Annotated in this window: 17 protein-coding genes and 1 pseudogene; 11 read left to right on the forward strand and 7 right to left on the reverse strand. The window is 36.1% G+C overall.

Annotated elements, in window-relative coordinates; all coding sequences use genetic code 11:
* The first annotated feature begins 224 nt into the window (after nucleotides 1-224).
* On the forward strand, nucleotides 225-779 hold the full coding sequence (locus ACFINA_RS00395; RefSeq protein ID WP_375606146.1) for a copper chaperone PCu(A)C: 555 nt from the start codon (nucleotides 225-227) through the stop codon (nucleotides 777-779).
* A gap of 110 nt (nucleotides 780-889) precedes the next feature.
* Here the strand turns inward: ACFINA_RS00395 and lysM are convergent, their stop codons facing one another.
* A complete protein-coding gene (gene lysM / locus ACFINA_RS00400) occupies nucleotides 890-1,345 on the reverse strand; it encodes a peptidoglycan-binding protein LysM (RefSeq protein WP_375606145.1) in 456 nt (151 codons plus the stop codon).
* A 386-nt stretch (nucleotides 1,346-1,731) separates the two neighbouring features.
* Here lysM and ACFINA_RS00405 point away from each other — a divergent pair, with 386 nt between their 5' ends.
* The 6 genes from ACFINA_RS00405 to thpR all read left to right on the forward strand — a co-directional run bounded on the left by ACFINA_RS00405 (nucleotide 1,732) and on the right by thpR (nucleotide 6,776).
* Nucleotides 1,732-2,454 (forward strand): response regulator transcription factor, encoded by a 723-nt coding sequence (locus tag ACFINA_RS00405; protein WP_005774392.1) that lies wholly within the window; start codon nucleotides 1,732-1,734, stop codon nucleotides 2,452-2,454.
* 39 nt (nucleotides 2,455-2,493) lie between these two features.
* The gene (locus tag ACFINA_RS00410) at nucleotides 2,494-4,278 is read left to right on the forward strand and encodes a stimulus-sensing domain-containing protein (RefSeq protein ID WP_375606144.1); all 1,785 of its coding nucleotides are present in this window, start codon (nucleotides 2,494-2,496) and stop codon (nucleotides 4,276-4,278) included.
* Nucleotides 4,279-4,301: 23 nt separating this feature from the next.
* Nucleotides 4,302-4,766 (forward strand): HPr kinase/phosphatase C-terminal domain-containing protein, encoded by a 465-nt coding sequence (locus ACFINA_RS00415; RefSeq protein ID WP_375606143.1) that lies wholly within the window; start codon nucleotides 4,302-4,304, stop codon nucleotides 4,764-4,766.
* Nucleotides 4,767-4,902: 136 nt separating this feature from the next.
* Nucleotides 4,903-5,301 carry a PTS sugar transporter subunit IIA gene (locus ACFINA_RS00420; protein WP_375606142.1) on the forward strand — a complete coding sequence of 133 codons (399 nt, stop codon included), beginning with the start codon at nucleotides 4,903-4,905 and terminating at the stop codon, nucleotides 5,299-5,301.
* Between the two features lie 17 nt (nucleotides 5,302-5,318).
* On the forward strand, nucleotides 5,319-5,612 hold the full coding sequence (locus ACFINA_RS00425; protein ID WP_012754483.1) for an HPr family phosphocarrier protein: 294 nt from the start codon (nucleotides 5,319-5,321) through the stop codon (nucleotides 5,610-5,612).
* A 624-nt stretch (nucleotides 5,613-6,236) separates the two neighbouring features.
* Nucleotides 6,237-6,776: an RNA 2',3'-cyclic phosphodiesterase gene (gene thpR, locus ACFINA_RS00430; protein ID WP_375607938.1), complete on the forward strand. Its 540-nt coding sequence runs from the start codon at nucleotides 6,237-6,239 to the stop codon at nucleotides 6,774-6,776.
* 106 nt (nucleotides 6,777-6,882) lie between these two features.
* Here the strand turns inward: thpR and grpE are convergent, their stop codons facing one another.
* On the reverse strand, nucleotides 6,883-7,545 hold the full coding sequence (gene grpE / locus ACFINA_RS00435; protein WP_375614911.1) for a nucleotide exchange factor GrpE: 663 nt from the start codon (nucleotides 7,543-7,545) through the stop codon (nucleotides 6,883-6,885).
* Nucleotides 7,546-7,669: 124 nt separating this feature from the next.
* Complete coding sequence (hrcA, locus tag ACFINA_RS00440) at nucleotides 7,670-8,740, reverse strand: heat-inducible transcriptional repressor HrcA (RefSeq protein WP_375610010.1); 1,071 nt, start codon at nucleotides 8,738-8,740, stop codon at nucleotides 7,670-7,672.
* A gap of 514 nt (nucleotides 8,741-9,254) precedes the next feature.
* Between hrcA and rdgB the strand changes: the two genes are divergently transcribed.
* Together rdgB and hemW are read left to right on the forward strand one after the other, a co-directional pair.
* Nucleotides 9,255-9,902, forward strand: coding sequence for an RdgB/HAM1 family non-canonical purine NTP pyrophosphatase (gene rdgB, locus ACFINA_RS00445; RefSeq protein ID WP_375607935.1), 648 nt, complete (start codon nucleotides 9,255-9,257; stop codon nucleotides 9,900-9,902).
* Complete coding sequence (gene hemW / locus ACFINA_RS00450) at nucleotides 9,899-11,098, forward strand: radical SAM family heme chaperone HemW (RefSeq protein WP_375607934.1); 1,200 nt, start codon at nucleotides 9,899-9,901, stop codon at nucleotides 11,096-11,098. Before rdgB ends, hemW begins: the two co-directional genes overlap by 4 nt.
* 1,854 nt (nucleotides 11,099-12,952) lie before the next feature.
* Here the strand turns inward: hemW and dapE are convergent.
* The 3 genes from dapE to ACFINA_RS00465 form a co-directional block, all read right to left on the reverse strand.
* Nucleotides 12,953-14,125 carry a succinyl-diaminopimelate desuccinylase gene (gene dapE / locus ACFINA_RS00455; RefSeq protein WP_375606136.1) on the reverse strand — a complete coding sequence of 391 codons (1,173 nt, stop codon included), beginning with the start codon at nucleotides 14,123-14,125 and terminating at the stop codon, nucleotides 12,953-12,955.
* Between the two features lie 226 nt (nucleotides 14,126-14,351).
* Nucleotides 14,352-15,098, reverse strand: coding sequence for a M48 family metallopeptidase (locus ACFINA_RS00460; RefSeq protein WP_375606135.1), 747 nt, complete (start codon nucleotides 15,096-15,098; stop codon nucleotides 14,352-14,354).
* A 38-nt stretch (nucleotides 15,099-15,136) separates the two neighbouring features.
* Nucleotides 15,137-15,916, reverse strand: a complete 780-nt coding sequence (locus tag ACFINA_RS00465; protein ID WP_375606134.1) for an alpha/beta hydrolase — start codon at nucleotides 15,914-15,916, stop codon at nucleotides 15,137-15,139.
* A gap of 196 nt (nucleotides 15,917-16,112) precedes the next feature.
* On the opposite strand from ACFINA_RS00465, the gene infC reads away from it, so the two are divergent.
* Both infC and ACFINA_RS00475 read left to right on the forward strand, forming a co-directional pair.
* Entirely contained in the window at nucleotides 16,113-16,631 is a 519-nt protein-coding gene (gene infC / locus ACFINA_RS00470) for a translation initiation factor IF-3 (RefSeq protein WP_375614912.1), read from the forward strand.
* A 600-nt stretch (nucleotides 16,632-17,231) separates the two neighbouring features.
* A complete protein-coding gene (locus ACFINA_RS00475) occupies nucleotides 17,232-18,998 on the forward strand; it encodes an ABC transporter ATP-binding protein (RefSeq protein WP_375606133.1) in 1,767 nt (588 codons plus the stop codon).
* A 1,528-nt stretch (nucleotides 18,999-20,526) separates the two neighbouring features.
* Here ACFINA_RS00475 and ACFINA_RS00480 read toward each other — a convergent pair.
* A pseudogene (locus ACFINA_RS00480) lies at nucleotides 20,527-20,793 on the reverse strand (Arm DNA-binding domain-containing protein); the annotation flags it as partial.
* Between the last annotated feature and the right edge of the window lie 382 nt (nucleotides 20,794-21,175).

Genomic DNA, 21,175 nt, shown 5'->3' on the forward strand with positions numbered 1-21,175 from the left:
TAGATTTTATACCATTTGCAAATACTATTTATGAGATGAACACGGAAGCGTTAAGAGGTGTGTTGTCATTGTAAATCTTACTGTCTTCTTTTAAATTTCAAGAATTCTATGATTTTTATATTCAAATCAATTTCATTTTAGTATTTCTTTCTTTTATTTTAAATAAAAGCTCTGCTAAAATAAAAAATATTCAAAGTGTGAATCTTATGAAGGAGGGTAAATCAATGATGACATCTATTATTAAGAAAATAACAAATCTCATCTTTAAGAATATAATACATACACAATATCCATATAAAAAGGTTATCATAAATATCGTGTGTACTCTTCTCTTTGCTGGTATAATCCTGCCAGCAGGTGCTCAGCAATATAAACTTGGCGACATAGAAATTCTCAATCCTTGGACACGCGAAACACCTAGAGGTATAAGAGTTGGTAGCGGTTATCTCTACATTATTAATCACAGTAATACCCCAGACCGTTTGGTTTCTATTTCCACAAACGGAGTAAAAACAACAGAGATACACTCTATGGCTGTCGTTAACGATATTATGAAAATGGAAAAAATGCACAATGGCATTGAAATTCCGGGAAATGGCGAAATCACGCTTAAGCCTGGCGGTGATCATATTATGTTCATGGGGCTTTCACAACCATTTAAGTTAGGTGATAAAATTAGCGCAAAATTAACATTTGAGAAAGCAGGAACCATTGATGTTGATTTCTCTGTAAACGCTATGAAAGTACCATCACCTTCTAAATCCTCTCCTGTTCACTAAGCTCCTTTTATTATAAATACACACTTTATAAAATGAAGAAGTGTGAAATTTTTTACGCTTCTTTATTTTTTGTTTAATGCCATCAGTAAAAAATTATCCCCTTTGATGAATTAACTATGGTCAATTTCAGGAATACGTAAAACTTGACCAGGATAAATTTTATCGGGAGATTTTAGCATTGGCTTATTGGCTTCAAAAATAAATGTGTTTTTATTACCTTGCCCTTTTCCATAAACCTCTTCAGCAATTTTCCAAAGATTATCACCAGATTTAACCTCATAAAAGCGAGAAGTTTTTCTAGGCGTTGTATCTATAACCTTTAATTGGTCAACATCTACAGAAGAGATACCTTGTGAATTGCCAACAACCAGCAGTGCTTTTTCAAGTGTTTCCCTATCTGGAACTTCACCGCTTAAAATAGCTTTACCGTCTTCAACTTGAATATTGACTTTTTCTGTACCGAGTTGAAAATGATCAAATGCTCTCTTAAAATCCTTTTCTTTTGGTTCATGGTCCCCAATACCTAACTTTTCCCCTACAGTTTTAATAAAATTAAAAAATCCCATTACGACCTCCTTTCGTGTAGCAGAAACAAATTTTTGTGCATATATTGCCACATTCTTTTCTTTGCTCTTAAAACACATAGGCAGATTTTCTAAACTTCAACAATCAAAACTACATCTGTTCAATTATGAGACAAATACAATAATAAACTTTGTAATAAACCTTGATAAAAAAAACCTTTATGAAAATTTTCTCTCAAATGAAGGGATCTTAATAGACGTAGAAACATTATAAATTATGAAAGCAAAACAAGATTTTACAGTAATGACAAAAGGTTTTTTACTTTGCTACAATTTGTATCATATTTGTTTTGCAAAAAAAATATGAACTCCCATATAAATAAGTGTGGGTAATTTGCTACCACAGCAATAGAAAGGTCTAAGAAACCATGAAAGATACACCAACAATCACGCAAACGATTGTACTTGTTGATGATGATCGCAATATTTTGACATCTTTATCTTTTGCGCTTGAGACAGAAGGATATCGGGTTGAAAGCTATACAGATGGAGCATCTGCACTCAAGGGTCTCACACTTCACCCTCCACACTTAGCTATTTTTGATATTAAAATGCCCCGAATGGATGGGATGGAACTTTTGCGCCGTTTGCGTCAAAAATCTGATCTTCCAGTTATTTTTCTTACCTCTAAAGATGATGAAATTGATGAATTATTTGGTCTCAAAATGGGAGCTGATGATTTTATTACTAAACCTTTCTCCCAACGTCTTCTTATTGAACGAGTGAAAGCTATTTTACGCCGTTCTAATGCACGTAACCAACCGCTTTCTACAGGAACTTCTTCCACCTCTTCTCTCAAACGTGGAGATCTTGTGATGGATCAAGAACGCCACACCTGTACATGGAAAGATAAACCTGTTATTTTAACCGTTACGGAATTTTTGATTCTGCAAACCTTAGCACAAAGACCAGGAGTTGTAAAAAGTCGTGATGCTTTAATGGATGCTGCTTATAGTGATCAAGTCTACGTAGATGATCGCACCATTGATAGTCACATTAAACGTCTGCGTAAAAAGTTTAAACAAGTGGATGATGATTTTGCAATGATTGAAACACTTTATGGTGTAGGTTATCGTTTCCACGAGGTATAAAACTACTTTGTCGCAAAAATTTGAATGGCAATCAAATCGATGACAGACAATTCTCAACTGGAAACTTTACAAAAAACAACCGTTAATGGTACCTCCTCAACGCCATTTCTTATGTTCGCTGGTTTGCATCTTCGAACACAACGTCTCTTTAGACAATTGCTTTTTTCCAGCCTCACACGTCGCATTGTTATATTAAACATTGCTGCCCTTGCCGTTTTAGTTACAGGCATTTTATACCTTAACCAATTTCGCGATGGTTTAATTGAAGCAAAAATCAAAAGTTTATGTACCCAAGGAAAAATTATTGCTGGGGCTATTGCTGCTTCTGCAACAGTAGATACAAATTCTATCCTCATTGACCCTCAAAAACTCTTAGAGTTACAGACTGGTGAAAGCGTTACACCCGCTCCTCAATCAACCGATTCTTGGGATTTTCCTATTAACCCTGAGCAAGTTGCCCCTCTTTTACGGCGTCTTATTACACCTAAAACGACAAGAGCACGTATCTATGATCGTGATGCTACTCTCCTTCTTGATTCGCGCGTTCTTTATTCTAGTGGAGAAGTTTTTAGTTATGATTTACCCCCACTTAAAACAGAACAAAACATGTGGGATCGCCTTACTTCATGGTATTCAAGCGTATTTTATGGCAAAGGTATTGCTCTTGACAGAGAACAAACAAAAACCAGTGGTATTGCTTATCCAGAAGTGTACCGCGCATTAAACGGATCTCTTGCTACGGCTAAAAGACGCAACAGACAAGGGCAATTAATTGTTTCTGTTGCCGTTCCTGTTCAACGCTATCGCGCAGTGGTTGGTGCTCTTCTTCTTTCAACCACTGGTTCCGATATTGATAACATTGTAAAAGGCGAAAGACTGGTTATCTTTAAAGTTTTTGCCGTTGTAGGTAGCGTACTTTTGGTTCTTTCTCTCTTTTTGGCCCATACGATTGCCCATCCATTAAGTAAATTATCTGCCTCGGCTAATCGAGTGCGTAATGGCAATAATCAGCGTGTGGAAATTCCTGATTTTTCAATGCGTGAAGATGAAATTGGTCACCTTTCAACTTCTATTCGTGATATGACCAATGCCCTTTATATGCGTATTGAAGCCATTGAACGTTTTGCTGCTGATGTAAGCCACGAATTAAAAAATCCTCTCACCTCCCTACGCAGTGCTGTTGAAACGCTCCCTCTGGCTAAAAATGAAGAAGCACAAGAGAAATTGCTTGAAATTATTCAACATGATGTGCGCCGCCTTGATCGGTTGATTACAGATATTTCTGATGCATCGCGGCTCGATGCAGAGCTTGCACGAGAAACTGCAGAGATCGTTGATATGACACCGCTTTTGGAAAGTCTTGTTCATGCTGTTCAGGAAGTGTATCGTAATACGCAAACTATTGATATAAGCCTTAATATTGTCCCACGTCCTCATGGAAAAGCCTATCTTGTATTGGGACACGAACTCCGTTTAGGACAAGTGATTTCAAATCTTCTTGAAAATGCGCGTTCTTTTATTCCTCGGAATCGTGGCAAAATTTGCATTACTATGAAAAGTCATGCTTCAACCCTTATTTTAACCATTGAAGATAATGGCCCAGGTATTCGTTCAGAAAATATTGAACGCATTTTTGAACGTTTTTACACAGATCGACCAAATGAAGATGCTTTTGGACAAAACTCTGGACTTGGCCTTTCTATTAGTCGGCAAATCATCGAAGCTCATAATGGGACAATTACAGCCGAAAATATTATTGATCCTACACTTGGGAAGTGTAAAACTGGTGCACGTTTTACTATTATGCTTCCGCTTGCTAAATAAATCTTTTATCCAAAGTAAAAGACATGAAAACAAAATGTGAAATACTCCACGCAAATTGCCTGCAACTAGGCGGCAAGGGGCTGTTAATTATAGGTCCATCTGGATCAGGAAAATCAACCATCACCCTTTCTTTGCTTGACCGCGCTGAATGGTCAAAACGTGAAGCGAAGCTTATCAGTGATGATTATACAATGTTGCGTGCGGAAAATGGAAAGCTTCACGGATACACTCCTGATAATTTAGAGGGCGGCATCGAGATTCGTGGCGTTGGTCTTTATATGATAGAATTTGAAAAGCACACAACTATCGATTGTGTTATTTTTCTCGGTCCGAAGTATGAACGTTTTTCCACAAATAAAACTTTTCAATTTGAAAATTTGCACATTCCTCTTTTAAAACTTCCCTCTCTTCGTGAAGCCGATTGTACAGCCATTTGTCAAGCTATTGAAGCATTTTTGTTTAGAAGAATATGGCAAAAATCTGTCTAATTTTTTTCTAAAGATAAAAAAATCACAATTTTTGCCTTTTTTTTGCAAATTTTTCTTGGCAGCAAGATAAAGCCTTGTACAATGTCTTTCCCACCAACTATGGTCGGGTCTTATTAGTTAACAGGAGTTTGCGTAAATGATTGGACTCGTGCTTGTAACGCACGGTGAGCTGGCTGTCGAATTTTTACATGCCGTGGAACATGTTGTTGGAGTACAAGAAAAGTTCGCAACAATATGCGTTTATCCCGATGACGATATAGATCAGCGCCGAGGTGATATTATAGCCGCAGTAACCGATACAGATACGGATCATGGCGTCATCATATTAACAGATGTGTTCGGTGGAACACCATCAAATATAGCTATTCCTGCTATTGAAAAAGGACGCGTTGAAATGATTGCGGGTGTTAATTTGCCCATGCTTATTAAACTGATTTCTATTCGCAAATGTCCTGATATTTCATTATCAGACGCGTTAAGAATAGCACAAGAAGCAGGGCGTAAATATATTAATGTACCAAGTATAATTTTATAGCGGATAATAAAATACCAATGTTTTCCAAAGATACCCTCCCATGTATAAGTCGTCATTTCAATATCTGTAATAAACGTGGGTTGCATGCACGTGCCTCTGCAAAATTTGTACAAACTGTTGACAATTTTAATGTTACTGTTGAAGTTGAAAAGGACGGAAAAATTGTTGGCGGATCATCAATTATGGGACTTATGATGCTAGCGGCTTCATCCGGTTGCAACCTTACCATTCGTGTTTCAGGACCAGAAGCAACAGATGCTCTTAATGCTCTTGAAAAGCTCATCAATAACAACTTTGGAGAGGAAAACTAGTGCTTTTTCATCATAAACAAGGATGATAATTCTTAGAAAATAGGAACTTTCCATCATTATTTTGAATTTTAATTTCTCTTCCCGCTTTTATACCAATATTCATATCCATTATAGATTGGTATAATTATCATAAATGTAAAAGCTTATAGTTATTTTGTTATGCAATAATTTTTTCCTTTTCCTAACATTATTTGGCCCATTTGAATAGTTTTGCGTATTATGGCTATTCCCCAACTTAATCATATAATTAGACCTTTACAGAAAAGAGAACTCTTCACCTTTGTATTAGAATATGCTTTATTTTAGGCTAAAGATAAATGTCAAAATAATTTCGCACATCAAAAATCTATCAACTTTCTTATTTTCTGCTCACTTTGTAGCTTTTATAATACACAAGTAATCTTCCATTGCACATCATTGTGATACAGATCATGAAAATGCAATTCTTATCAATGTCATAACCATTTTCTTAAAACGAATAAGCTTTGTAAGCTCATAATTATAGTAAGAATTCTTTAGACATTCTTTTTCTATACTATTGCCTTGTTTTCTGTGGTACGTGCCCCGCCCTTATTATCTATATTGCGCTTGGGATAACATCTTTCATTATAAGGAGATAATATCATGGATCGTCTATTTAGTGCTCTTCAGATTCCTCAACAAACAACAAAAGCCCTCATATCATTGCAAAATGGCTTACCAAAAGCGCAATGGATCAATCCGCAAAATTTTCATGTAACCTTATCTTTTTTTGGCGAAGTTGAAAGCTCCCTAGAAGATGAAATTATGCATACCTTTAACACTATAGAACTTCCTTCTTTTACGCTACAGATAAAGGGTTTTGAAGTTTTTAGTTCAGAAAATGCTCCCCATTCTCTTGTGGTTTGCATTGAACCTTGTGAAAAGCTTACTCTTTTACATGAAAAGATGCAATATATCCGGAATAAATTAGAGTTAAAGCCTGATGAAAGACTATTTATTCCGCATATCACTCTTGCACGAATATTTGATATTAATCTTAAAGATCTTTCTTCTTATCTATCTTCTCGAGATGATTTTTCGCTCCCTCCTTTTGAGGTTGATCATTTTGTTTTATTGTTATCGGCCTCTCCCTTAAATAAGACTCCCTATATTGTAAAAGGAAGTTGGGCGCTTCAAAGATAAAAGGGTGTTATAAACACCCTTTAAAAACCCTTTAAAAAAAGACTTCATATATATGTAATTGCAGGGAATACTGCATTTTATGTTGGAGATTTATTATTGATGTGTTTTAAGCCGAATCAGCTTCAACAGAAGCTTCTTTTGCTCCTCCTTTAGCTACACCCACTATAGCTGGACGTAGCACCCTTTCCCCGATAATATAACCTGCCTGAACCACTTGTTGAACAGTATTATCTGGAACATCAGCATTGGGAATTTCAAACATCGCTTGATGAAAGTGAGGATCAAATTTTTGCCCCTCTGGATGAATTTTTTGCACCCCATGACGTTCTAATGCTGCCATCATGGCACGTTCAGTCATTTCAACGCCTTCTGCTAATGATTTCAAACCAGCATCACTCTCCCGTGCACCTTCTGGAATCGCTTCCAAAGCACGATTGAGATTGTCAGAAACCGATAACATATCCCTTGCAAAATTAGCAATGGAATAAGCCTTTGCATCCGCCACATCTCGCATAGTACGGCGTCGAAGATTTTCCATATCTGCAACAAGACGTAAAAGTTGATCTTTCAATTCTTTATTTTCATCCTGCAAAGACGCTAAAAGATCACTAACCTCATTGCTTTCTGTTTCAACGACTTCGTGTTGCTCTGTTTTATGTGTTTTTAAAAATTCATCGGCTGCCTGTTTAAGTGTATTACGATCAGCTGGATTTTTTAAATCACAATTTTCAAATGAAGCGTCAGTAAATTTGTTTTTTTCATCAGACATAAAAATTTTATTCCTTCATAAGATTCGTTATTCTCGATATCGAAATTCTACAGACAAAAATCAAGGGGTATCGATGTATATAATACAATGAGCTTTTATAGTACAAATACTTACTTGCACCGTTTTAACGCAATAACTGTGACACAAGTTGAGCTGTATAATCAACCATGGGCACGATCCTTGCATAATTAAGCCGTGTAGGACCAATAACACCTAAAGCACCAATGACTCTTTGTTGTGAATCACGATAAGGTGCTACAACTAAAGAAGAACCAGAAAGTGAAAATAACTTATTTTCTGAACCAATAAAAATTCTAACCCCAGAACCTTCATCCGTTAAATCGAGAAGCTGTGCCATACTCTCACGCGTTTCAAGATCATCAAACAAATGGCGCAACCGTTCTAAATCTTCTTCTGCTTTTACATCTTCAAGCAAATTGCTACGCCCGCGAACAATGAGGTGTATTTTATGATCAGCATCTTCTCCTCCCCAAAGAGCTAATCCCGTTTCAACAAGATGATGCGATAAATCATCAAGTGCAGCCCGTGTTTCTGCACATAAGCGGGCAATTTCCCCTTTAGCTTCACTTAGTGTGCGCCCTTGGATATGGGCATTGAGAAAATTCGTTGCTTCCGTCAATTGTGCATGAGTAACCCCTTCTGGTAAATGAACAATACGATTTTCAACTTCACCTTGTTGAGTCACCAAAACGGCAAGAGCGTTCTCCCTATCAAGGCGCACAAATTCAATATGTTTCAATGTTCCTTCTTGTTTCGTTGCTAAAACAAGCCCTGCCCCACGTGATAGATCTGAAAGAACTCGGCTTGCTTGAACAAGAAAATGTTCAACCGATTGTGCATGACCAGCCTCTTTGACTTGCATTTCAATATTTTCTCGCTCTTCGTTTGGCAAATCACCCGCTTCCATAAATGCATCAACAAAAAAGCGTAAACCTGATTGTGTTGGCATTCGACCCGCAGAAACATGTGGTGCATAAATCAAACCGAGATGTTCAAGATCACTCATCACGTTACGAATCGTTGCAGGTGATAATGTCTGTTGCAAAAGCCGCGAAAGATTACGTGACCCTACAGGTTCCCCATCATTAAGATAAGCTTCAACAATATGGCGAAAAATATCACGCGAACGCTCATCAAGATATTTTAGTTCATTATCAATAGTTTTGTGTTTCATCACAATTGTTTCACAATTTTTAAAATCCTCATCTCTTATATAAGTTTTGCCAAGGTTTGGTCAAATAGTCTAAAGTAGTATAAAAACATATTATCCTATTGAGCTGTAAAATGCTACCTTTCAGAGTGATGCTTGATAAATTACGCAGGAAATATTTTTTGTTAGAGTGTATGAGAAATATTTAAGATAAGAGTTGATCTGTAAAGTGGTCTGCTGTAGGGACTTGTCAAAAGAATCTAGATTGATTAAAAACCGCTGTAAGTAGAAAATTTTACCCTTTAGAGCAAGCAGAAAATTGGAAATTTACCATAAAAATGCTATCATAAAAAAGACATGTCTTTCCTATCTTTGCAAGGTTATCTTCGTACAAGATAAAAAATTTTATTGGAACAAAATATCATAAAACATGTAAAATAATCATATCATGTAAAATCAAGCAGAATGTGTGTGTATGAGCATTTAAGCCGGTTTTTAGCACAAAAATAATTCCCCTTTCATTTTTGGAGAAATCTATATGAGAAGCATAGCAGATAAAAAACTTGTCATTGCTACACATAACACCGGAAAATTGCATGAAATCACTACTTTAATTACGCCTTTCGGTTTAATAATACAATCGGCAAAAGAAATGGGCTTGCCAGAACCAAAAGAAACAGGAAAAACATTTGAAGAAAATGCTTATATTAAAGCTTTTTCAGCAGCAAAAAAGACAGGACTTCCTGCCCTCTCTGATGATTCAGGCTTAGAGGTAGATGCATTGGAGGGTGCGCCAGGCGTTTATACCGCTGATTGGGCAATTCAAGCCGATGGTACACGTAATTTTCCAAAAGCTATGAAAAAAATAGAAAATGAACTCCAAAAAGTCGGAGCACGAGAAAAAAACCAACGGAAATGCCGTTTTATATCCGTCATTTGCATTGCATGGCCTGATGCTCATGCAGATTACTTCCGCGGATGCGTTGAAGGAACGTTCATTTGGCCTCCACGGGGAGACAAAGGCTTTGGTTTTGATCCTATTTTTTTACCCGATGGATATGAAAATACCTTTGGAGAAATGTCAACAGAGCAAAAACACAACTGGAAATGTAATGATATTCCCCCTCTTTCACATCGCGCACGTGCTTTCAAACTTTTGGCAGAAAACCTTTTAGCATTCTCATGAATGAACCTTTTGGCATTTACATTCATTGGCCCTTTTGTGCAGCTAAATGTCCTTATTGTGACTTTAATTCGCATGTTCGCATCCATGGTGTTGATCAACCACGTTTTGTCACCGCCTTTAAGCGCGAAATAGAAACGCAATACCACAAAATAGGCCCACGCCATATTACAAGTATTTTTATTGGTGGAGGAACCCCTTCTCTTATGGAGCCGCAAACTGTCGACGCCCTATTGCAAGCACTTGCAAAAAAATGGGTAGTCGATGATAAAGTTGAAATTACATTAGAAGCTAATCCATCCAGTGTGGAAGCAGAGCGCTTTCGTGGATACCGTACGGCAGGTGTTAATCGCTTATCTCTAGGAATACAAGCGCTCAATGATAAAGCATTGCGCAAACTTGGCCGACTCCATAATGTGGAACAAGCTCTTTGTGCCATTACTTTAGCGCGACAAATTTTTCCACGTTTATCCTTTGATCTCATTTATGCCCGCCCTGAACAAACTCTTGAAGAATGGAAATCTGAACTTGTACAAGCAATTGATTTAGCAGCAGACCATCTTTCTCTTTATCAATTGACAATCGAAGAAGGAACTGCCTTTAAACGGCTTCATGATGCAGGAAGACTTATCCTTCCCCCATCAGAGCTAGCAGCAGATCTGTACCATCTTACTCAAGAAATAACCGCACTGCATGGACTTCCTGCCTATGAAATCTCAAACCATGCAATGCCCGGTGCCGAATCAGCACACAATCTTCTTTATTGGCGTTATCACCAATATGCAGGCTTTGGTCCAGGAGCACATGGACGTTTCATTGAGCACGCACCGAATCATTCCTCTTTCTGTTCAAAAACATCATTATCACACCTTAAAAACCGTGAACGTTATGTCACAATAAATGAAAAACATCCCGAACAGTGGCTTAATTTGGTAGAAACAACAGGACATGGCTGTATTGAAACGGAACATTTAACCACTGAACAACAGGCAAATGAAATGCTCCTTATGGGATTACGCCTTTGCGAAGGCTTAGAACTTATACGCTATGAAACCTTAAGCCCTAAACGTATCCCAATGGAAAAACTGATCGATTTACAACACCAAGAATTGATAGAAATGGTGGATAACCAACGCTTAAAAGCAACAACCAAAGGACGTATTGTTCTTGATCACATCATCAGCCAACTCGCAAACTAAAGTTTTTATAACAACATACTTATTTTAATCATAATTATCATTTTTCATAGCAAAAGCGAGACTAAAATATTGTAAGATTCCCTTATTTTAAATCTGTTTATAGTCAATTAATTACAACCATTCGCTTACACCTTAAAAATAGGGAATGTGGATAAAAACTATAAAAAAGAGGCAATACCTTTTATGAACACTCTCAAATGAAAGCTATCGCAATATTTTGAGCTGGAAAGTGTATAGTGGTCTAGCTTTTTTCATAAGCGCAAAGATGATGCAATACTATAGACTTTATACACTTCACGGAAAACTCTATATTACATATTCATAAGAACCATTGTAGCATGAATATGATAAAAACTGAGAGATATTTCTTTAAAACAAGCACATGAATATATAACACGATGATTTTTGTTCTTTATGAGATCGTGGCACTATTAAAGAACCAAAGACATAAGCATGAAACAATCTCTATTATTTACTCTAGATTCTTTTGAAAACTGTAAAATCGCATGAAAAAGGATAGTAAAAAGGTACATTTATTTTTACCTTTATGCTTTTATATCCTCCCTCAATGAGACTCTATGTCTGCTTGTGAAGAAGCAAAGCCGAGCACCAGCACATAACTTTACCAGCTCGTGGGTGTTGCGACGGCCCTTGGCACTTGAGACGGTTCATAAGAGACATTTGTATTCCTTTATTCTATAGTTTTTACCCACACACTCATCCCCGCTTGTTATGTGCAAGCAAATGATTTCTCTTGATTTAAGATAAACAGGTTTGAAATGAGAGAATCCTCGAATATTAGGGCTCTTATCCAACATGCAAAACAATGAATTATTCTTATAAATCAATGTGATGTATCTTAAGAGATTACAAAAACAGATATACATGCAACATTTTATCTCACCCTGACATATAAAAACTGTTGTAACAAAGAAAATTGTGAACCAATATTTGAGACATGCCGTTGTGTGCTGGGTATTGATTTATAAGGTAACAGCAAAATCACGAATTTTATTAAACATACAATGCTATAAAATCACAAATATACTAAATATGAATCGGCATTGCTTCGTTGGCGAGCAAAATGGTATTCGTTGCATATCACCTTACTTGTATGTGTACATGCTTATGGCTATCTATACACGTCCTTTAAGGTTATTTTATAACTAATTGAAAATAATAATATAGGACAATCCTTGACTAAAAAAGTCAATGTGATGCTACAGAAGAATTTCTATATATCTTTATCATCAAAAATATTAAAGCTGATTGGATAAGCTTACTTTCTATCTCATAATGATTTTTTCTACAATAAAGGTTCTTTGGAGTAACAAAGAGTATGGCAAAATATATGGATAAAATAAACTTGAAGCGTATTTCTATAGGCTTTATTTTAAAAGAAGTTCATTGAAACAAGGAAAGCATTTTATGAACATGCAGAAATCATATAAGACATGTGGTATGAATGAATGCATTTACGTTGTACGAACTTTTTACAATAGCAGCATGTTTTTGTGTGTCTTTATGGCTCCAATCTGTCATCACACAATGATGATATAATATTCATTGTTTTCCATATATGATTGCGTGTGACTTCCTTTCTACACTTTAAAGAACGAATATTTTCAATCCAATATGGTCTAAACAGTTCTGCTTCTTCAAACAGGTCTCTTTTGGCTTTTCAATTATGTAATTCACTTAACTAAAGACTCTACAGGCAAGAATCCCAACTTAAGAATATTCATCACTTACTCTAAGACTACTTAATATATTAAGTTTTACGAGTCTCGTATCACCACACCTTATCTTATGGCACAACAAGACAAAGGTATTTTTGAACCAACAATTATTTCTTTATGCAAAAAAATCAACAATAAAACGCTCATAAATAGCAGTGAGCGTTTCCACGGCTTCAAGAGATACACACTCATCTACCATATGCATCGTTTGCCCTGGTAAGCCAAACTCAACCACTGGGCAATAGTCCTTAATAAATCGCGCATCTGAAGTACCACCAGAAGTAGAACATTCTGGTATACTCCCTGTTACACATTTAATCGCATTAGATACAGTTTGAATGAGTTTATCATTTTTAGTCAAAAAAACATCCCCTAAACTTGGAATCCATTCAAGCTGATAAGAGGGATATTGATCACTATTGTTTTTTGCTTGCACCAAAGCAAGGCGCTTTTCAATTTCCTCCATCAGTGTTTCTTTTGTCCAAAGATCATTGTAGCGTATATTAAAACGAACCGTTGTCTGCGCTGGAATAACATTGACTGCTAAGTTACCGGTATCGATGGTTGTTAGTTCTAAATTACTCGGTTGAAAATTCTCTGTCCCTTTATCTAAAGCTGTTTGTGTCAATACTTGAATCAGCTTACTTGCCAAAGGCAAGGGATTGGCAGCCCGTTCTGGAAAAGCAACATGGCCTTGGCGACCTTTCACGATAATGATACCAGAAATCGATCCGCGACGACCAATTTTGATAATATCACCAACAGTCTTTACACTTGTTGGTTCTCCCACAAGAGCCGCAGTCCATTTTTCGCCTTTTTTTTCTGCCCATTTGAGAAGTTTTACCGTACCATTAACGGCAGGTCCTTCTTCATCACCTGTAATTAAAAGGCTTACCCTTCCTTTAATGGACTGTTTCTCAAGAACTCGCGCTAGAGCCGCAATAAAACAAGCGATACCACCCTTCATATCAACAGCACCCCGCCCATATAATTTCCCCTGATCTATAACAGCTTCAAAAGGTGGATAAGTCCAATCTTCCAATGCGCCTGGCGGTACGACATCCGTATGACCCGCAAACATAAGATGGGGTCCTTCACTTCCCATTTTTGCATAAAGATTTTCAACATTATCTGTATTTTTATCCGTAAAAATAGGGCGATCGACGTGAAATCCCATTTTTTTCAAAAATTGTTCCAAAGTTGATAAAGCCCCTGCTTCATGAGGTGTAACAGAAGGACAACGAATAAGTGCCTGTAATAGCTGAAGTGGATCTGTAAGAACAGACATAAGGTCCCTTCCCATTTTTTTATAAGTCATCGGAACTTAGAGTTATTACGCTGAATTACAAAAAAGATAAAGCAAAAACATTGAAGACACTCAGCAAACCAAGCAGGGGAGAACAATCGTGCTGAGAGCTTCAATGGCTTCCTCATTATGATGCATGAGCAAGCACACACTCAACAAAACACTCAACAAAAAGTTCCGTTAAATATTGCCTTCATTTGAAAGTTTTTTACGCCTCTAATTTATATGAATCAAAATTAATTGCATGCAGTCTAGGAGCATTTTCTTTCAACCAAGCTCGATATGTTTTACTATCAGGACATAGCTCTTCACAAAGAGCCCAAAATCTTGGTCCGTGATTCATTTCAACAAGATGAGCAACTTCATGGGCAACAACATACTCAACAACTTCTTTTGGTGCCATAATAAGGCGCCAAGAAAAAGAAAGACGCTTATCGATTGAACAAGAGCCCCAACGACTTCTCGTATCTTTATAACAAATGGATTTGACTTTACGTTCTACCTGATGAGCATAAAGTGCCACCAAAGGCGTTATAATAAGCGCCGCTTGTTTTTTTAAAACGTCAGCAATGCGTCTTGGAAGATATTCTAATTGACCATAAACAATAATTTCAGGCCCTTGCTCCGCATCTGCTGTAACAATTTCTGTTACTCCACGTCCCTTTCTATGCTTTATGGTATGAGAAACGCCCAATAAAGGTATTGTCGCCCCCTCTTTGAGATAAGCATTTTCAGGAGAGACTTGTACACGAGCAAGACGTGCCTCAATCCAAGACCGATGTTTTTCAATAAAATTTTCAACCGCATAGAGATTTATCGCTGGTGGTGTTGTTACACAAATCTCCTGATTTCTGGCATCGATACGTAAGGTAAGACGGCGCGCATACTTATTTTCCCGCACCCGTACAGGTACAGAGCGATCAGAAAAAATAAAATGCTGTTTAGAAATGCTCATATATTTTTATCTTCATCATTAATAAATAAATATACCCCTTATTTTGCATTAATCTGATTAATAAAAGATCTCAATACTGTTTCAAGGCAATCTAAATCTTGTGGACGAGAAAAGCGATGATCTGCATCACGAACAAGTGTCAATGTTACATCATGGAGAGGTAAATGATCAAGTAAAGTCAATGTATGATGATAGGGAATATCTTCATCTTCCATCCCTTGTAGAATATGGACAGGACACCCAACATCAATGCATCCTTTCATAACACAATTTTCGCGTCCATCTTCAATCAATGTTTTTGTAAAGGGCATTGGCTCTATATCATCAACTGCAGGTCGTTCAATATAGCCTTTTTCTTCCAAAACCTTCCATTCTTCTGGGCCTAATTTTGGTTCCACCAATGTTTGTGTAAAATCAGGCGCTGGAGCAATCAATATCATGCCAGCAAGCTTCTTATTTTTCTGTGCTAGCATCATAGCAAGCCTTAGCGCAATCCACCCACCCATAGAGGAACCAATCAAAATTTGTGGACCCTCACAATAGGTTTCAAAAATCGCTAAACTTTCCTTAACCCAACGCGAAATTGTTCCTTGAAAAAAATCACCTTCAGATTCTCCATGTCCAGAATAATCAAAACGTAAACAAGACAAATCATTCTTCTGAGCAAACTGATCAACTAACGTTGCCTTACTTCCCAACATATCGGATTGATAGCCAGGAAGCCAAACCAAACCTGGAGATTGGCGCCCCTTGCGATAGCGTACCGCAAGTGCGGTGTTCTCAAACGAAAAAAACTGACAAGGAATATTTTGATCCATGATTCTTTATCCTCCATAAAACAATTTCTTTAAATTAAGAGAAAAACTTTTATAATCTAAATCATTCCAAAAAGTAATAAATCAAATAATGAAAAAGATACGAATTATTGTTGTTTTTAGGTGCATAATTGTATATTAAATTAACTGTAGTTGAATCAAAATTTAAGGAGCATAAACCATTCGTAAACCGTTTAAAATGACACCTACCCAAAAAGACGGACCACGTTCAAATCAGGATATTCGGGTACCTCATGTTCAGCTTATCAATGATGAGGGACAACATAAGGGAGTTGTTGCGATACAAGAAGCTCTTGCTATGGCTGCAGATGCGGGACTTGATTTGGTTGAAATTGTACCAAATGCGGAGCCACCTGTATGTAAAATCATCGATTTGGGAAAATTAAAATATCAAACCCAAAAAAAAGCTGCTGAAACACGTAAAAAGCAAAAAGTCATCGAAATCAAAGAGATTAAGATGCGCCCAAATGTTGATGTCCATGATTATGGAGTCAAACTCAAGGCTGTTCATCGCTTTATTGATCATGGTGATAAAGTAAAGATTACTTTGCGTTTTCGTGGTCGTGAGATGGCTCACCAAGATCTTGGATTAAAGCTTCTTCAGCGTGTGAAAGAAGATACAAGTGAAATTGCCAAAATCGAATTGGAGCCAAAGCTTGAAGGCAGGCAAATGATGATGGTGATAGCACCTAAATAGTTTTGCATTGGAATAATATTCGCATGCAACTCATCAAAATGATGTGTATAGTGTTATTTAGAAGCACCACATAGAGTTTTTGTGGTGCTTTTAAGGTTTTATAAATGTGTATAAATCCTTTTAACAGTTTAACAGTGCTTGATTGATTTATAAAAAGAATTCGTTATTTTGCATATTAAATGAAAAAGCTCAAACATCGTAAGGTCTTATTATTTCAAGTTCTTTCTATATGAATCCGACAAAATAATTCTGCTTGCACATCACAAACAGAGATAATGCATACATAAAATTATTAAAAAAAGCAGAAATGCCTTTTGTGAACCATTTGAAGTGCCAAAGGCTATTACAATATGGAAATTAGTAAATAATAATGATGAGACTCGCCCGTACTTTTTATTTAACTAAAGATAGTAATAAACAACAAATTTTCGTTATACTTTTCACAGAAACCTTGCACTATATTCTTCACTCTCACCGTCGTGAAATTGATGGATGAACCTTGAAAGAAAAGGCTATTTTTGTACAAAAGATTTATGGATTTTTTTAATCTAAGAGTGCTTCAATCTTGCATAAAACAACAAGAAAATATAGAAGCACTTTATGGACAAAAAACAAATTTCCTCTTTTGATAAACATCTTATTATCCGTCTTTTGCGAGAAAATTTTCACAAACATGCGCGTTGGTACAGTGCAGCTATTTTCTCAATGATCATCATTTCTGGTACAACTGCAACTAGTGCATGGATGATGCGTGATGTTGTTAATCAGATTATTGATGCGCAAAATTTTCCTATGATCGTTTTGATTTCTAGCATCATTGCTTTTATCTTTATTCTCAAAGGAGTTGCAACTTTTTCCCAAACTTATTTTCTAAACAAAGCAGGCAATAGTATCATTGCTGAACAACAACGCAAAATTTTTGCCCGACTTATGGAACAAGGAGTTTCTTTTTATCATAATAACACTTCATCTGATCTTCTTGTTCGCGTAACCCACAATGCTACAGCTGTACGTAATATCATTGATACTATTATCACAACTTTTGTACGTGATTTGCTTTCCGTTAGTGGTTTGTTGCTTGTCATGTTTATTCAAAACTTTATATTAGTTGCCATTACTTTAATCGTAGGACCACTAGCTTTTTTAGGCGTTCGAATGGCTTTAAAACGCGTTCGCCGCCTTATGGAAAAAGAGCTCCTTTCACTTGGTGAAATTATAAAAATCGTACAGGAAACTGCTGTTGGTATTCGAGTCATTAAGGCTTTTTCACTAGAAGAAGTCATGAAGAAAAGAATGGACAAAGCCATTTGTGATGTTGAAAAACAAACAAATAATATTGCAACACTCGAAGCTATTACCAATCCGATTATGGAAACGCTCACAGGTGTTGCCATTGCTGGTATTATCTGTTTTTCCGGTTACCTTGCAACCCAACGCGCAGGTGTTCAAGGTGAATTTATGTCCTTTATTGTTGCTTTACTTTTAGCTTATGAACCCGCAAAAAGACTAGCAAATGTACGTGTTAAAATTGAATCTGGATTGGTCAATATCCGTACGATGTTTGAAATACTCGACCATCCTCTTACAGTTATAGAACATAAAGAAGCTAAAGATCTGAATAAAACGCAAGGAGCTATTCGCTTCGAACACGTTTCTTTTGCATACACTGAGAACAAAATGGTATTGAAAGACATAAACCTAGAAATAGAAGCTGGAAAAATGACAGCATTGGTGGGACCATCAGGTTCGGGAAAGTCTACCTTTATTAACCTTATTATGCGACTCTATGATCCCACAAAAGGACGCATATTAATTAATGATCAAGACATCCGCTACACAACATTTCGCTCTCTGAGAAACCTGATGGCCTATGTAGGACAGGATACTTTTCTCTTTCAAGGAACTGTTAAATATAATATCGGACTTGGAAAAGAAGGGGCTAGTGATGACGAAATTATCGAAGCAGCAAAAGCAGCAAATGCTCATGACTTTATTATGCGTTTGCCAAATGGTTATGATACACAGATAGGTGATAATGGCTGTAATCTTTCAGGGGGGCAAAAACAACGACTTTCTATCGCTAGAGCAATGATTCACGATAGTGAAATTCTGATTCTTGATGAAGCAACGAGTGCGCTCGATTCACACACCGAAGCGCAAATTAATGAAGCTATTCATCACCTTACCAAAGGACGCACAACGATTATCATTGCTCATCGCCTTTCAACAATTGCCCGTGCTCATAAAATTGTGGTCATACAAAATGGACAACTAATTGAACAAGGTACTCAAAAAGAATTGCTCGCAAAAGAACATGGGTTTTATAAAAAACTTCATAATATCCAGTTCAAAAAACATACCCCCTAATTTCTAGATCCTTAAATAAGATTTGAAATAAAAAATGGATAGAAGGTAATGCTTCATTTATAAAAAAAGACTTGTTATCAAGAAAAAGCATTACTTCAATCAAGAATTGGCAAAGAATTTATGGTTTATTGAAAATAAACTTCTTGGATTTAAATGAAACCTTTACTCGCTATTTTGTTGAATGCAATTGACTTTAACCACGAAACTTCAAAAACCCCTTCCCTTCCTCAAATAAGTGTTGAAACATTCATAAGTGTTGTGAATCCCTGAAAAAGAGAGCATCAAGATTTGAAAAAATTGTTACGGAGGAGGAATCTGGATTAATACAACCTTTATCCGTGTTTATCCCTGCACTGATAATTTTTTTCTCTACACATTTTAAAGGACAAAGATTCTACCCAATCTGATCTGTAACAATCTAGATTTTTATTGAGTTCATTCCGCTTGATAACAACTTATGTGATTCACTTATACAAGGCTTACCCTAAAATATTTACCACGTGTTTTCAGAATACTGTGTCAAAATTACATATCTTATATCACCTCACCTCAAATGTCGGTCTTTTATAGTACAATAGAATAAGCTAACAATTATAAATTGTGCTGCAAATTATAGATACACTCCGTGTAAGAAAAACATTGAAAAATAAGAGAGGATTTTATAAAACTTTTTTTACTGTTGTAGCTTGCTTTAAAGCAAGCTTTGCTGTTTTTTCTACATCTAGAAACTAAAATGATATTCCTCTAATACCTTAACTGCTTGAAGAGTTTACAAATGCACAACGTTAATGCTTATATAAGGCTATGATTCAATATGCAAAAAAACAGATGAAAAGCAAAATGACATTCCTCTTTCTTTTAATCGCTAAAATAGAAAAATACGACATATAACTCTGATAAATATTTTTACAAAAATACCTGTCAACATACATCTTAACACTTATTTATAATCATAATTTATTATTTTACATCTCAAATAAAAAATACGATGTAATTTGCTTATTGCAAATCTTCTTTATATTGAGGATGAATCAATCCAAAGCACTTGTTGTGCGCCATAAGAGACATTAGCGTGTTTATAAAAACTCTTAAGATCAGCAATAAAAATACCTCTATGCTTTCAAGTGCAAAGGTTATCGTCAACATGACAAGCTAAAAAATAGATAATAATGCCGGCTTATATCTTTAATAAATACTTATACCTTTATTAATAACGGTAGTATGGATTTTATACCATTCATAAGAGGTATTTTATACCATTTCACAAGCAATCTTATGAAATAGGCTCAAGTGCACACTGAGAAATTTTTCTTTAAAACAAGCACGTGAACTTGCAACACAATAATGTTATATTTTGGAGTATTCTGTTTGGAGGGCTATTTGTTATAAGAAAAGTGATCTCATTCAAAAATACAATAAACAAAAATCTAAAATAATAGGTAATTTTTATTATTAAAAAGTATTGCTTCAAATGCGTTTGACAATAAAATCAATATCTTATGAATTCTCCGCTTGCCTCACGCTTTTATTTATCACGTTCTTTAATGGAATCATGTCCTTCACGTAAAAACAGAATGCCATTGTGTTGCAAATTCACCTGCTTGTTTTAAAGAAACCTCTCTCAAAGTCTTTCCCAAACCCATTTCGCGATAACATCCGTGAATTGTATAATGATAAATCCATTAAGCTCCCCATCTTTACACTTATGGAGTAACAAGCCGGCACCATTTACACTATTTTCCAGCCCCTAATGTTGCGACAGCTCTTAGCTCTCGAGATGATTCATAAGAGGCATTTTTAGTCATTTCTTAATAGTTTTATCCACACAGGATTCCCAGCTTGTAGCATGCAAGCCGAATGATTTTGATTGATTCAACGCGAGAGAAATTCGTATGATATGCATAGTTCTAATTCAAGTTGAATAACGATAAATTATCTTTATAAATCAATATATTGCACACACTACATTCTTTAGGCAACAGCACCACATGGGCTTGAAAACAAGATAAGGTATTTCTCTGAAATAAATATATAGCAGCAAAATAACATACTATCTTTCGTGAAGATTTTGTCCCTTTAGAGAATAAATCGAATATTTCAGATAGTTCTCTTCAAGCCTCAACAAAAAGCTTCTTCTTTTATAGTATTTCTAGTCTATGTCTTCTTCCTCAGATTTA

This window comes from Bartonella sp. AC10YNML (assembly GCF_042196825.1).
In the GTDB taxonomy this organism is placed as follows: Bacteria; Pseudomonadota; Alphaproteobacteria; order Rhizobiales; family Rhizobiaceae; genus Bartonella.

Coding starts and splice junctions, on each gene's coding strand:
- infC (WP_375614912.1), top strand. CDS start 16,113: ATGACACCTACCCAAAAAGACGGACCACGTTCAAATCAGGATATTCGG.
- ACFINA_RS00395 (WP_375606146.1), top strand. CDS start 225: ATGATGACATCTATTATTAAGAAAATAACAAATCTCATCTTTAAGAAT.
- ACFINA_RS00415 (WP_375606143.1), top strand. CDS start 4,302: ATGAAAACAAAATGTGAAATACTCCACGCAAATTGCCTGCAACTAGGC.
- thpR (WP_375607938.1), top strand. CDS start 6,237: ATGGATCGTCTATTTAGTGCTCTTCAGATTCCTCAACAAACAACAAAA.
- ACFINA_RS00460 (WP_375606135.1), bottom strand. CDS start 15,098: ATGAGCATTTCTAAACAGCATTTTATTTTTTCTGATCGCTCTGTACCT.
- ACFINA_RS00420 (WP_375606142.1), top strand. CDS start 4,903: ATGATTGGACTCGTGCTTGTAACGCACGGTGAGCTGGCTGTCGAATTT.
- grpE (WP_375614911.1), bottom strand. CDS start 7,545: ATGTCTGATGAAAAAAACAAATTTACTGACGCTTCATTTGAAAATTGT.
- dapE (WP_375606136.1), bottom strand. CDS start 14,125: ATGTCTGTTCTTACAGATCCACTTCAGCTATTACAGGCACTTATTCGT.
- ACFINA_RS00465 (WP_375606134.1), bottom strand. CDS start 15,916: ATGGATCAAAATATTCCTTGTCAGTTTTTTTCGTTTGAGAACACCGCA.
- lysM (WP_375606145.1), bottom strand. CDS start 1,345: ATGGGATTTTTTAATTTTATTAAAACTGTAGGGGAAAAGTTAGGTATT.
- hrcA (WP_375610010.1), bottom strand. CDS start 8,740: ATGAAACACAAAACTATTGATAATGAACTAAAATATCTTGATGAGCGT.
- ACFINA_RS00425 (WP_012754483.1), top strand. CDS start 5,319: ATGTTTTCCAAAGATACCCTCCCATGTATAAGTCGTCATTTCAATATC.
- ACFINA_RS00475 (WP_375606133.1), top strand. CDS start 17,232: ATGGACAAAAAACAAATTTCCTCTTTTGATAAACATCTTATTATCCGT.
- rdgB (WP_375607935.1), top strand. CDS start 9,255: ATGAGAAGCATAGCAGATAAAAAACTTGTCATTGCTACACATAACACC.
- ACFINA_RS00410 (WP_375606144.1), top strand. CDS start 2,494: ATGACAGACAATTCTCAACTGGAAACTTTACAAAAAACAACCGTTAAT.
- ACFINA_RS00405 (WP_005774392.1), top strand. CDS start 1,732: ATGAAAGATACACCAACAATCACGCAAACGATTGTACTTGTTGATGAT.
- hemW (WP_375607934.1), top strand. CDS start 9,899: ATGAATGAACCTTTTGGCATTTACATTCATTGGCCCTTTTGTGCAGCT.